We start from the raw sequence: 12,182 nt of genomic DNA on the forward strand, positions 1-12,182 counted from the left end.
GACTCCGCTGCCGCTTGCGTATTCCACCGGATACCGGCAGGTTTGGACTGACGCGCTCCGAGCTCAGGCTCACTGCACACGCGAGCGCGACGACCAACCCAGAAGGAGACCACGTGATCGCGATCGAGATGGCCGCCGCCGTCCTGACCATCGTCTTCGTCGCACTGCCGGCGCGGGGCATCATCGGCCGGAACGGGCTCGTGGGCATCCGCACCCGGGCGACCATGCGGAGCGACGAGAGCTGGGTCCTCGGCCACGGAGCAGCGATCGTCCCGACGAGCATCGCCGGCGGCGCGACGGTGGTCGTGAGCCTGGTCTCCATCGCACTCGGACGCGCCGACGACGTTCCCGCGTTCGTCGCGTGCGCCGCGATCCTCGTCGGTGGAGCCCTCTGGGGTGTGGTGGCGGCAGGACGCGCGACCAGGTGACGGTCTGGAGGCGCGGGGCGGGGCCGCACCGGGCCTCCAGGCCGTCAGGTGGTCACGCGACGATCTGCACCTGCGTGGGCACGTCGGTGACGGCGAACGCCGTGGACGTGCCACGCGCGTCGACGCGGTAGTCGCCGCGGAAACCCCGGATCTGCACCCGACCGCGGTCGTCGGTCCGCAGCACCGTCGGACCGAGCCACCACTCCTCCTTGACCAGGTGGCGGAGCGCGTCGTACGACGGCTTCGGGGTGCCGTCGGCGCGGACGAGTCCGATCGGGGCGCCGAGCCAGGCGCCGGCGTCGGTGATGCCCCAGTAGGTGATCGCCTCGACGGAAGGGTGCCCCACGAGACTCCGGTAGTGCCGTTCGACATCGTCGGCCTGGCGCTCCTCGCCCTCGGGCGTCGACGGCCACGAGGCCACCTGGTGGTCGTTGAGGTCGACGATGTGCGCGGGCATGAGGTCACCGGAGACGAGCGAGGTCTCGGTCAGGTGCAGCGGCAGGCCGTAGCGGGCGAACCGGTCGACCATCGCGAGCATCGTGTCCTCACCCCAGTAGCCCTGGTGCATGTGGGTCTGCAACCCGATGGCGTCGATCTGCACACCGGCCTCCAGCACGCCCTCGATCAGGCACTCGTACGCGCTCGACAGGTCGAAGTCGTTGAGCAGCAGGGTGGCGTGCGGGTTGGCGGCGCGGGCCTCCTCGAAGGCCATCCGGATCATCGGGATGCGGCCCTTCGCCCGGGCGAGCGGGGTGATGGCGTTGTCGCCGTTGTCGAACACCGGCATGATGACGACCTCGTTGATGGCGTCCCAGGTGTCGATCGCGCCGGCGAAGGAGGAGACCTCGCGGCGGATGCGCTCGCGTTGGAGCTGCTCGACCTCGTCCAGCGGGAGCCCCAGCAGCCAATCGGGTTGCACGGTGTGCCAGACGAGCGGGTGACCCTTGAGGGCGATGCGCCGGTCGCGGAACCACTGCGCCGTCGTCAGGAGTCTGGCGGCGTCCGGGGCTCCGCGCTCGGGCTCGAAGCGGCCCCAGTAGAACGGGAGCGTCGCGGTGTTGAAGACGTCGGTGTAGAGGTCGGCGAGGTGCTCGGTGCCTGCTTCGCCGGTTGCTTCGCCATTGGCGAGTCCGATGAAGTCGAAGCCGATGTTGCCGAAGGCGAAGGCGTGGCGGGTCTGCTCGACCGTGATGTCGGCATCGGGGATCGGATTGCCTTCGGCATCGACGATCGTCAGGGTCGTCTGACCGAAGCGGTGCTCTGTTGCGTGCGTCATCGCGCGTCCTCCGACATCGTCGTCCCGGATTTGTTGTGCGCGCAAACATAGCAGCGGAAGCTGGCGGCGTCACGCCGTAGCTTGAGGGTGTGAACTCGCAGAAGCATCGCGCTCGACGCATCACGAGGTGGACGCCGGCGCTCGTCTGCGTGTTCGGAGCCACGCTTGCGCGGGTCGTTGGCCGGATGCTCCTTGGCCAAGGGGCAGACTCACCAGGGCCCGGACTTCGGATGCTGACCACAGGGGCGATGACCAGGGCTGACGGAATCCCGTGATCGATCCGGAGTGTGCAGACTCACCCTTCTTCCGGGCCCCCGACGGCCGCGTGCACGTCAACCGCGACGGCCCCGCTGCCGACACCGCGTCTCGGTGGCGCCGACTCCACGACCCCGCTGGCGTGCGCCGTCAGGCCCGGCTCGCAACAGCGTCCGCCTTGGCGGCCTTCGCGATTGGGTACATGGCAGGCGGCGCGTTCGGCTTCGTGGTCGCGCCGCCGCTGCTGCCCGGAGACGAGCCAATCATTGCCCGACTCACCGGCGTGGTCCTCGGTGGAGGCGTCGTCGCCGTTCCCGCGATGCTCTTCGCCTTCTTCCGCAGCGCCGCCCCCGACCGTCGAGTGATCCCAGTACCGGACGAGGTGCTGCAGCATGCGCCGCCGACTGCGTCGAGTTCCGACATCTGGCGGTGGTCCGTAGCGGTCGGTGACGAGGCAGCGGAGCGCCGGACGATCGGGTACGAGACGAACGTCGAGCGCCCGACGGACGTCGCTCGTGCGGATCGCGCGACCGCTCGGTACGGCGAGGTGTACTGCGCGTACCTCACGGCTGCTGCCGAGCTCGGGTTGCGGCCGAGGGAGCCTGCCATCGACCTGCCGCCCGCTTCTTCCGACTGACCACACGGATAGCGTGCCCTTCGCGCAGGACACGGTCATCTCGGACATGCAGCAGCCGGAGGATTACGCACGAGCTGTGGTCGAGCGGAGGTCCGTTGATGAGCCCCTGATCAGCTGGTCGAGCCGCTCCCGGTCATCTCTCCGTAATGGCCGTCGGCACATTGCGATTCAGCGTCGATGCTGTAGCCACCCACTGTGGAAGCGAGGAAGTCGATCGTCTCGATCGGACCACCGCGGCCCCGGACCCCTGAGATCAGGATCGTCGCCGCCGCTCCGATACCGCTCGGTCGTCATGCCGAGGCTCTTCCACAGCGCCTCGACTTTCCGGAGATCGTCCCTCGGGTCGGCCGCGCCCTCGCGCTGCTTCACGTACACCCAAGTGACTCCACCACTGTCGTCCGCACGCCCCGAGCCGTCAGATCCGGGGCACAGGCCGACTCGCGGGCCACGGGTCAAGCCCAGAACATCTGGGCCATCGAGCCCGGCCGCGGCGACCGCTGGGCACAGACCGGCAGACTGAGTCCGACGCACGGTCAAGATCCCAACGCTCCTGCATTCGGCGCGACCGCGTTCGGCACCGACGGCGTTCCGGGAGATGGCAAGAAGCACTCCGTGGATGATCACAATGTCCTCACGGACGATCACCGCGGCTACCTCGATACCGACACGGAATCGCTGTACAACATTGGTCAGGCCACCACGGGGCATCCCGAGGCAATGACCCGTCACGAGCCCAAAGGAATGACGTGGTACGAGAAGAGCGTGCTCGAGCAGATGCAGGGGCAACCGTGACGACGAGGCGCTCCCAGCGCAACAGGTCGATCGCTATCGCGATGACCCTTGGGTGCTCCGTGCTTTTCCTGTCCAGCTGCAGCAATGATCCTGGAGAACCCGGCATGCAACCATCAGAAGCGAAGCAATCCGTGGTCGACTTCGTCGAAGATTCCTCCACGGCAGCAGGCGGGACTTGGGAGCACGTGAGCGGTCCAGGCGTTCGAGAGTGTGAGCAGCAGGGTGGCGCGACAGGGACGGCCTTCGTGTACGTCATCAAGCGCGCGGACACCGCGGGGGCCGATGCGGACAGCGACATACAGCTGGTGAGCAAGCACTGGCAGGACCTTGGCATCAATGTCGAGGAGTACCAGAGCGGAGGCGCCGATCCGGTGCCCGGAGTTCGTGGTCGAGGCGGTCCGGTGACTTCCGCGAGCTTCAACGCCTATCCCGGCAATTATCAGATCTCTGCCACTTCGAAGTGCTCCGACGGCATGCCGGACAAGCTGCGGTTGGAGAACTGACCCAGAACGGGATCAGAGGTGCAGCGGACCTTCCCCTCCAGCCGCACCGTGCACATCGGCGGTGATGAATGGGGCGACGACGTCACCGCCGCCCAACGCGTCGCCTGGATGAACGCGATGGCGGTCACGCTCGGCAACCGCGAAGTCCGGGCCTGGAACGACGGGATCGATCGGGTTGCGGTCGGGCGACTCGATCCGCGCATCCACGTCACGTACTGGAGCTTCGACGGCGACACCGAGGACGCAGCGGAGCGGCGCGAACGCCGAGCGCGGCGGGCGAGTGCGGTCGACCTGCAGCAGGCCGGGATCGACCTGCTCAACTACGACTCGTACTACCTCTACGAGGTGCCGAGGGACCTCGACCCGGCCGACAGCGAGTACACCGTCGCCGATCTCCGCGAGAACTGGTCGCTCGGGACGTGGGACAGCGACTCCGGTTCGCTTCTCGCGGCTCCGATGTCGGGCGCCGCCGTCGCGATCTGGGGTGAGGACCTAGAGGATCCACCTGCTGACGCGCTCCTGCGGTGGAGCGCGCCGCACGTGACGGCGATGATCGAGACCGCAGCCTCCTGACGGACGCGTGTCGGGCCTCCAGGCTGGCCACCGCCGGAAACCGGAGCCTGCCTACCCGAGCGGCTCGACGCCGTAGCTGGTGACCACCGCACGCAACTCGTCCAGGTAGGTCTGTGCCTGCACGGTGAGGGGAACCGAAGCGTGCGCGATCCAGCCGATCTCGATGCGCTCGTCGACGTCGAGGGGGATGGCGACGATCTCGGGGTCGAGGTCGTCGCTGATCAGCCCGGTCGAGATCGTGTAGCCACCCAGGCCGATCATGAGGTTGAAGATCGTCGCCCGGTCCGAGACACGGATCTCCCGCTTGCTCGACATCGTCGACAGGATCTCCTCCGCCAGGTAGAAGGAGTTGTTCGCACCCTGGTCGAAGGTGAGCCGAGGCAGGTCGGCGAGGTCCTCGAGGGTCGCACGCTCCCGCGACGCGAGCGGGTTCCGCTTGGCCACGAAGATGTGCGGCTGTGCGACGAACAGCGGTGTGAACACGACACCGGCGTCGCGCAGCAACTTGCCGAGCACCTGCTTGTTGAAGTCGTTGCGGTAGAGGATGCCCACCTCACTGCGCAGGGTGCGGACGTCCTCGATGATGTCCCAGGTGCGCGTCTCGCGCAGCGAGAACTCGTACTCGTCCGCAGCCGCGGCCTTGACCATCCGGACGAAGGCCTCCACCGCGAACGAGTAGTGCTGGGCGGACACCCCGAGCAGCCGACGCGACCGCTGGCCGCCGACGTACCGCTGCTCGAGCAGGGAGACCTGCTCGACGACCTGTCGGGCGTACCCGAGGAACTCGACGCCATCGACGGTGAGTACGACGCCTCGGGCCGAGCGAGTGAACAGCGGGCGCCCGATCCGCGTCTCCAGGTCCTTCATCGCCGCGGACATCGTCGGCTGCGACACGTAGAGCAGGTCGGCCGCAGCGCTGATCGAGCCCTCCGTCGCGACCTCGATGAAGTACCGGAGCTGCTGCAGGGTGATGTCGTTCGAGACCCGGGCCATAGGCCGAGGCTATACCGGTGCATAGCGTCTCGGTATTACCTGATGGCCCGGGTATCCCGCCATGATCGAGGCACCCCTTCCCCAGCACCCACGGGCGCTCGACGAACAGATTGCCGACCATGGCGAACGACCTCACCTTCAGCATCACCCGGACCCGCTTCGACGAGGACTACTCCCCCGCCGACAGCTCCCGGCTGACCACGAACTTCGCCAACCTGGCACGCGGCGAGCACCGTCAGGAGAACCTCCGTGCTGCGCTGACGATGATCGACGGGCGCGCGAACGAGCTGGCCGCGGCGCACGACCGCTACCGTCTGCAGCTCGACATCGTCTCGGTGGCGCTGGAGTTCTCAGACAGCGGGTCGGACGCGGAGTTCCCGCTGCTCGAGATGCTCGACGTCACGATCCTCGACCAGCACACCGGCGAGCGCCACCAGGGGATCCTCGGCAACAATTTCTCGTCGTACCTGCGCGACTACGACTTCTCCGTCCTGCTGCCCTCGGCGTCGTCCGGCATCCCGTCCGACTTCGGACAGCTGCACGGGGCGCTCTTCCAGCGCTTCCTGGAGTCCGACGCCTTCCGTTCGCAGTTCGATGCCGAGCCCGTCGTGTGCATCAGCGTCTCGACGAGCCAGACCTACCGCCGGAACGGCTACGTCCACCCGGTGCTCGGCGCCGAGTACGAGCACGAGCACTCCTCGCTCACCGACGACTACTTCGGCCGGATGGGCATGCGGGTCCGGTACTTCCAGCCCGCCGGAGCGGCTGCCCCGCTCGCGTTCTACACGCGCGGCGACCTGACCGGCGACTACACGGACCTCCAGCTCATCGGCACGATCGCCACCATGGAGACCTTCCAGAAGATCTACCGCCCGGAGGTCTACGCCTCGAACACCCCGGCCGGCAGCACCTACCGCCCCACCCTCGACCACACCGACTTCACGCCCACCCCGGTGACCTACGACCGCGAGGAGCGCAGCCGCCTCGGGATCACGCAGGGCCGGTGGACCGAGGAGCACCTGGTGCGGCCGCACCACGCACTCCTCGCCCGGTGGGCTGACCCCGCCCTCGCGCGCTGAATTCCTCTGCCCTTCGACTGACTGGATCGTCACTCCCATGCGCTCTCTCCTCCCCACCTCGATCGTCGGCAGCCTGCCGAAGCCGTCCTGGCTCGCCGAGCCCGAGCGGCTCTGGTCCCCCTGGCTGCTCGAGGGTGCCGCCCTGACCGAGGGCAAGCAGGACGCACTCCGGTCCGCGGTCCACGAGCAGGAGCACCGCGGCATCGACATCGTCAGCGACGGCGAGCAGACCCGCCAGCACTTCGTCACGACGTTCATCGAGCACCTGGACGGCGTCGACCTCGACCGCAAGGAGACCGTCCGCATCCGCGACCGGTACGACGCGGCCGTCCCGACCGTCGTCGGTGCCGTCAGCCGCCGGGCGCCCGTCTTCGTCGAGGACGCTGCGTTCCTGCGAGCCCAGACCGACCGGCCGATCAAGTGGGCACTCCCCGGCCCGATGACCATGATCGACACCCTCTCGGACCAGCACTACAAGAGCCGCGAGAAGCTGGCGTGGGAGTTCGCCACGATCCTCAACCAAGAGGCGCGGGAGCTCGAAGACGCCGGCGTCGACATCATCCAGTTCGACGAGCCCGCCTTCACGGTCTTCCACGACGAGGTGCAGGACTGGGGCGTGGCCGCGCTCGAACGCGCAGCCGAGGGCCTGCGCGCCGAGACCGCCGTGCACATCTGTTACGGCTACGGCATCGAGGCGAACAACAAGTGGAAGGAGACGCTCGGGGCGGAGTGGCGGCAGTACGAGCAGTCCTTCCCGCTCCTGCAGCAGTCGTCCATCGACATCGTCTCGCTCGAGTGCATCCACTCCCACGTCCCCCTCGAACTCGTCGAGCTGATCCGCGGCAAGAAGGTCATGCTCGGGGCGATCGACGTCGCGACCGAGACCGTGGAGACGCCGGAGGAGGTCGCGGAGGTGCTGCGTCGGGCGCTCGAGTTCGTCGATGCCGACAAGCTCATCCCGAGCTCCAACTGCGGGATGGCGCCCCTGGCGCGGGGTGCGGCGCTGAACAAGCTCGGCGCGCTGTCCGCTGGTGCGGACATCGTGCGGGCCGAGCTCGCTCGCGTGGCGGTGCCGTCGGCCCGCTGATCGCCGCGAAACACCACGGCGGCTCTCTTCCGATCGGAAGAGAGCCGCCGTTCGTGTTGCGTCCGCCGCGTGCGCGGCTCTCGACCCGGCCTGGAGGCACGGCTGCCGTCCGGCTGCGAGGTTGCGTTTGTAACGCCCTCGCCCTTTACCGCCCCTCGACCCCGGTGACTGCCTCAGCGATCCGCTTTCAGTCCCTCGTCGGGGAAGCAGCCAGTACGGAACAACGGCCCATGCGGGCGCCGCCGCGAGAAGCCACCAAGCAGTAGGACTCAACGTCGAAGACGCCAATCCCACGATGATCAGCCAGCTCATCGCGAGAGCCGCGACGAACCCTGCGGTGACCGCGCACGAGATGCGACCTCTGCGCCGATCTCGAGCAAAAGCGGAGCCGACCGCCGCCACGAGGCACAGCGCCTGTATCGCCGCGAGCAGGATCGCGGTTCCCAACGGTGTTCCGTACCCGCTCGGGCTGCCGTCGGGGCCGAACGTCGTGGCGATCCGTTCGGGTAGTCGATCCCACCAGGCGCTGGTGAGCGCAACCTCGACGACGACGGGGAACGCGGCAGCGACGGCAGCGAAGATCCCCGCTCGCCTGCGTCGGCCGCGGGCGTTGGCCATCGGTTCGTTCATCAGCCGTTGCATGTCTCCCGCGCTTCCCGCTCGATGAGCGCCGTGGCGATCGCGTCGGCCGCGCGTGGGGCCTTCGCGAGCGTGTGCACCACCGCGGTGATCCCTGCCGCGTTGGCGATGACCGCTCCTCCCACTCGCACTTCTCCGTTGATCCAGATCGATGCTCCTTCCCGCTGCCAGCTCACCGCGCGGGAGTGCCCTGCTCCGGGTTCGAGCGCCCAATCGGCGTAGCGACAGAGATCGTCGAACGTCGACCAGACGCCGCCTGCCGCCGCGAACGACGATTCTCCGAGCGCCCACGGCTTGATCGCGCGACCGAAGAGCTTCGGCACCACCCGGTCTGCTGGAGCTGGCACGAGGACCGCCGAGCTGATCCCCGCCGGCTCGAGGACGTGCTGGCGTACAGCGGCGAACCAGTCGCCGTGTACCTCGTCGAGTACCGCACCGAGGAGGGCGTACCCCAGGTTCGAGTACACGAACTGGCCTCGGGGCGTGGCCGGTATCGCAGCCGTCAAATCCAGAGGAACCCCGACAGACACTCGGTACGGGTCGCCGAAGAGGCGGTCGCGCATCATGGCCGGAAGCCGGGGCAGACCGGAGGTGTGGTGGACGAGGTCAGCAACGGTCATCTCGGCATCGGGCACACCGGGGAGGTAGTGCACGACCGGCCGCTCGACCTCGAGTGTGACCCAGGCCGTCGTGCCCACGAGTCCCTTCGTGATGCTCCCCCACTCGAGCATCGAGGCGGTGTCGTACGGCCCTCGGGACTCACGGACCGTTCGCCAGCCGTCAGCCGCGCGACGACTCGCGCGCCAGTGTCCAGATGGCGTCCGTGAATCTCGCGCGACGGCTCCGACCACTACGAGCCGAACCCATCACCGTTGACTTCGGTCGACCGCTCGCGGCGCCGTGCTACGAACCACGTTGCCGGCCCGATGATCGGGATGAAGAGGACGACGAGGGTCCATGCGATCAAGCGACGGCCGGAGGTCGACCCGGATCGCATCAGCGAGATGAACGCTGCGAGTGCGAGGAACAGAGCGACGAGTGACACGGTCATCAGCACTCCGTCGAGCGCTGTCGGAACGAGCGGGTTCATGGTCTATTCCTCCGTCCAAGACGTCAATTCGTTCACTCCCAGCGGTTGTAGGTGATCGCGCCGTTGCCCTTGGCGCTGAGCCGCTGGACCGCGGAGTACGTGCTCCACGCAATCGTTCCCCATGGGGTCGGCACGCCACGCTTCACGACGACCTTGCACTTCGCGGTGGCCTGTCCGCCACTGATGTAGCCGCTGCTCTTGGAGGTCGTCACCTGAGTGAACGGCTGCACGTTCCTGACGACCGTGCACGAGTATCCGAGCATCTTCCTCGCCGTAGTACCGCTGTACTCGTACGACATCGAAACCTTCGTCTCGGTGAGCCTGATTCCAGCGAAGGCGAACCACTGTGTGCCCCAGGACGACCGCGATGCCGCCCTGGTCCCCACCCCGACGCCATCCTCGCTTCGCTCGGCCCCCGACGATTCCACCTCACCCCACTCAAAGTCCCCGCTCGTGCGAACGGTCGCCGGGCCAAGCACTCTCTCGTCGGAGGCGGCAGTTGCGGCAGACGCAACAGCCGGATCCAAGAAGTACGAGGCGAGCTCGTGTCGCTGTTCAGCGTTGAGGTGGTCGAAGGCCGCGACGTCAGACGAGGCTCCGGAAGCAACGAGGTCGGCGCGGATAGCCGACAACACTGCAGACGGCGTTCGCGGAGCGGCAACGTCACCGGCGGCGGGCGGTGCGGCCGCGGCGTTGGCTGGCGCGGCACCAATGATGGAGGTGGCGACGACGGCGCACACTGCGCCGATCGAGACGATCCGCCCGTAGGTCGACTGCTTCATGAAACTTCCCCTCACTCTCCGGCCCCAACGCCGGGTCTCGTCGTCGGCGGCGTTGCCGACAGTCAACTCACCAATACATCAGATATGCAACTTCAGAAGTGACCCGGGCGTGTCGTCTCCGGACTCAGCGAGAGCGCCGCTCGGATTCAGCCTCGCGTTTCGCCCGATCGATCGATGTCTTGAGGTCAGCGAAGACACCGGCGAGACGCTGCGTGTCCTCCGACCGGATCGTGCTGTCGGTCGTGAAGAGCGTCGCGTAGCTGCCGCGGAAGTCCCGAACCGCCGCCTCGACTCGCACCCGATCCGCCATAGCCTGCGACCGCAGGTCCCCGGAAGCCCCCTCCGCAGCAGCGATGAGGGCATCGGCTGCCCCGTCATCGAACACAATCGTCACGCACACCCCCGTGTGGACCGCAATCTGTTCTACGACACTACTGGACGGCCGATGACCCTGCGCAACCAGGCGGTCGACGGGCATCGCGGATCCTCGTCGGACCTCGCGGCAATCCGGAGGTGCGATGGGCCAGTTCAGCGACGGTCGTCTGAGGATCGGACCCGCCCGGGAGGGAGCGTACGACCGGCCGATCCAGTTCCAGCGAGAGCGCAGCCGTCGTCCGGTGAGCCCCTTCGTGATGCTTCCCCTCTCGGGCAGCCATCTCTCGACGTTCAGTCGAGTCGGCTCGCGGCCGGTCCCCAGCCATCAGCGTCGGGACGCTCGCTCGCCACCGAGCGTCCGGAATGTTGCCGTTCATGCTCCAGGGCGTTAGCGTCGTCACCATGCCCGGAGCCATGGTGTCCGCACTCGCCCTCGAGATCGGCGGATCGGTCCTCGTGATGTGGTTGACGTGGCGAGCTGCGACCGGGCAGCTCGGCCGGAACGACCTCGCCGGCGTCCGGACGCGCCACGATGTCCAGCGACGACGCCTGGCGGACCGGGCACCGAGCGGCGCTGCCTCCGACGCTGATCTCGGGCGTGATCACCGTCCTCTGGTGCGCGGTGTGCATCCTCGTGCCCGCGCTCCGCACCCCCGCCCCGGTGATCGTCGCGTCGGTCATCTTCGTGGGCGGCGCAGCCCTCTCCGTTCCTGCTGCCCACCTCGCGGTACGCCGAGCGGCGCTCGAGGATCAGACCGGTCACGAGGACGCGCAGACTGACTCACCGGCGTCAGGCCGAGGGCGTTGACTGCACACATGATCACGAAGGACCAGATCCACGAAGTGGAGCACGCGACCGTCCGAGACCGCGACGGCGCGTCGGTAGGCAAGGTCGCGCAGGTGTTCCCCTCCGACGAGCACGGCAGCGCCGCGTTCGTCAGCGTCACGACCGGACTCCGCGGGGGTCACACCACGCTCGTCCCGGTCGAGGACGCCACCTTCGACGGCACGGACCTGCACGTCGGGTACACGAAGAGCGCGGTCAAGGGTGCGCCGTCCGCCGGAGCCGGGAACACCTTGTCCGTCACCGAGGCGAACGCCGTCCGCAAGCACTTCGGGTTGTCCCCCGCGGGCAAGGCGACCGGTGACATGGGCGACCCGCGCGAAAACCTCGACCAGGCCGACACCGGCCCGGCGGGCGCAGACGACACCGAGGGCGCGGGAACGACGCCGCCAGCGTGAGCGGTTGTCGGCCCGCGCCGTCGCGCCCGCTGGAGGCGTGCCTCCAGACCCGGACTGGAGGCAGGGCCGCGGCCCGCCCCACCGGTCACGTCGCGGCGGCGTCACCCCGGTGCTTGACGACGCTCAGTTCCAGGGACCGTCCGCGGTCGCGAGGTGCTCTTCGCCGAGCGGAGTGATCGGCAACAGTCAGCGGACTTCACGACGGTCTTCGCTGCGGTCGCCAAGCGTGGTCGTGTGTTGTGCGCCGTGCGCTCGAACGCTAGCGGCGACTTCGCTGGCTCGCGCAGTCTTTCCTGGACACCGAGCATCTGACCGGCTCGACAAACGGACCGAGTTCAACCAGTGGCAAGACCGGAAGACCGAGGATGACGTCAGGGAAGCAGGGACTAGGCCCCACTTCAGACCTATCACGCCGCGCGGAAGGCGGGTGG

General features: G+C 67.9%; 15 protein-coding genes. 9 read left to right on the forward strand and 6 right to left on the reverse strand.

All coding sequences use genetic code 11. From position 1 onward, the window contains the following. Positions 1-113: 113 nt before the first annotated feature. Complete coding sequence (locus DEJ35_RS05320; RefSeq protein WP_111192197.1) at positions 114-428, forward strand: SdpI family protein; 315 nt, start codon at positions 114-116, stop codon at positions 426-428. A gap of 52 nt (positions 429-480) precedes the next feature. Here the strand turns inward: DEJ35_RS05320 and DEJ35_RS05325 are convergent, their stop codons facing one another. After that, positions 481-1,704 (reverse strand): endo-1,4-beta-xylanase, encoded by a 1,224-nt coding sequence (locus tag DEJ35_RS05325; RefSeq protein ID WP_111192198.1) that lies wholly within the window; start codon positions 1,702-1,704, stop codon positions 481-483. Positions 1,705-2,161: 457 nt separating this feature from the next. Here DEJ35_RS05325 and DEJ35_RS05330 point away from each other — a divergent pair, with 457 nt between their 5' ends. From DEJ35_RS05330 to DEJ35_RS05345, 4 genes are all read left to right on the forward strand, one after another. Continuing rightward, a complete protein-coding gene (locus DEJ35_RS05330) occupies positions 2,162-2,596 on the forward strand; it encodes a hypothetical protein (RefSeq protein ID WP_146244748.1) in 435 nt (144 codons plus the stop codon). A gap of 195 nt (positions 2,597-2,791) precedes the next feature. After that, positions 2,792-3,388, forward strand: a complete 597-nt coding sequence (locus tag DEJ35_RS16955; protein WP_146238551.1) for a hypothetical protein — start codon at positions 2,792-2,794, stop codon at positions 3,386-3,388. Between the two features lie 131 nt (positions 3,389-3,519). Then, a complete protein-coding gene (locus tag DEJ35_RS05340) occupies positions 3,520-3,891 on the forward strand; it encodes a hypothetical protein (protein ID WP_111090976.1) in 372 nt (123 codons plus the stop codon). Positions 3,892-3,909: 18 nt separating this feature from the next. After that, positions 3,910-4,464, forward strand: coding sequence for a hypothetical protein (locus DEJ35_RS05345; RefSeq protein ID WP_111192200.1), 555 nt, complete (start codon positions 3,910-3,912; stop codon positions 4,462-4,464). A gap of 51 nt (positions 4,465-4,515) precedes the next feature. On the opposite strand, the gene DEJ35_RS05350 is transcribed toward DEJ35_RS05345, so the two are convergent. Then, on the reverse strand, positions 4,516-5,457 hold the full coding sequence (locus tag DEJ35_RS05350; RefSeq protein WP_111192201.1) for a LysR family transcriptional regulator: 942 nt from the start codon (positions 5,455-5,457) through the stop codon (positions 4,516-4,518). A gap of 119 nt (positions 5,458-5,576) precedes the next feature. On the opposite strand from DEJ35_RS05350, the gene DEJ35_RS05355 reads away from it, so the two are divergent. Together DEJ35_RS05355 and DEJ35_RS05360 are read left to right on the forward strand one after the other, a co-directional pair. Continuing rightward, positions 5,577-6,536, forward strand: coding sequence for a putative oxygenase MesX (locus DEJ35_RS05355; protein WP_111192202.1), 960 nt, complete (start codon positions 5,577-5,579; stop codon positions 6,534-6,536). A 37-nt stretch (positions 6,537-6,573) separates the two neighbouring features. Continuing rightward, positions 6,574-7,623, forward strand: coding sequence for a methionine synthase (locus tag DEJ35_RS05360; protein WP_111192203.1), 1,050 nt, complete (start codon positions 6,574-6,576; stop codon positions 7,621-7,623). Positions 7,624-8,252: 629 nt separating this feature from the next. Here the strand turns inward: DEJ35_RS05360 and DEJ35_RS05365 are convergent. From DEJ35_RS05365 to DEJ35_RS05380, 4 genes are all read right to left on the reverse strand, one after another. Next, positions 8,253-9,113: a serine hydrolase gene (locus DEJ35_RS05365; protein ID WP_258378436.1), complete on the reverse strand. Its 861-nt coding sequence runs from the start codon at positions 9,111-9,113 to the stop codon at positions 8,253-8,255. Next, positions 9,113-9,352: a PLD nuclease N-terminal domain-containing protein gene (locus tag DEJ35_RS05370; RefSeq protein WP_110861024.1), complete on the reverse strand. Its 240-nt coding sequence runs from the start codon at positions 9,350-9,352 to the stop codon at positions 9,113-9,115. Before DEJ35_RS05370 ends, DEJ35_RS05365 begins: the two co-directional genes overlap by 1 nt. A 32-nt stretch (positions 9,353-9,384) precedes the next feature. Beyond that, positions 9,385-10,134, reverse strand: a complete 750-nt coding sequence (locus DEJ35_RS05375; protein ID WP_111090978.1) for a hypothetical protein — start codon at positions 10,132-10,134, stop codon at positions 9,385-9,387. 124 nt (positions 10,135-10,258) lie between these two features. Next, positions 10,259-10,612 (reverse strand): hypothetical protein, encoded by a 354-nt coding sequence (locus DEJ35_RS05380; protein ID WP_111192205.1) that lies wholly within the window; start codon positions 10,610-10,612, stop codon positions 10,259-10,261. 495 nt (positions 10,613-11,107) lie between these two features. On the opposite strand from DEJ35_RS05380, the gene DEJ35_RS05385 reads away from it, so the two are divergent. Together DEJ35_RS05385 and DEJ35_RS05390 are read left to right on the forward strand one after the other, a co-directional pair. Then, positions 11,108-11,317, forward strand: coding sequence for a hypothetical protein (locus tag DEJ35_RS05385; RefSeq protein WP_146238553.1), 210 nt, complete (start codon positions 11,108-11,110; stop codon positions 11,315-11,317). A gap of 8 nt (positions 11,318-11,325) precedes the next feature. After that, entirely contained in the window at positions 11,326-11,751 is a 426-nt protein-coding gene (locus tag DEJ35_RS05390) for a hypothetical protein (RefSeq protein ID WP_110861048.1), read from the forward strand. The last annotated feature ends 431 nt before the right edge of the window (positions 11,752-12,182 follow it).

Origin of the sequence: Curtobacterium sp. MCPF17_051, assembly GCF_003234595.1 — a bacterium.
Classification (GTDB): Bacteria; Actinomycetota; Actinomycetes; order Actinomycetales; family Microbacteriaceae; genus Curtobacterium; species Curtobacterium flaccumfaciens.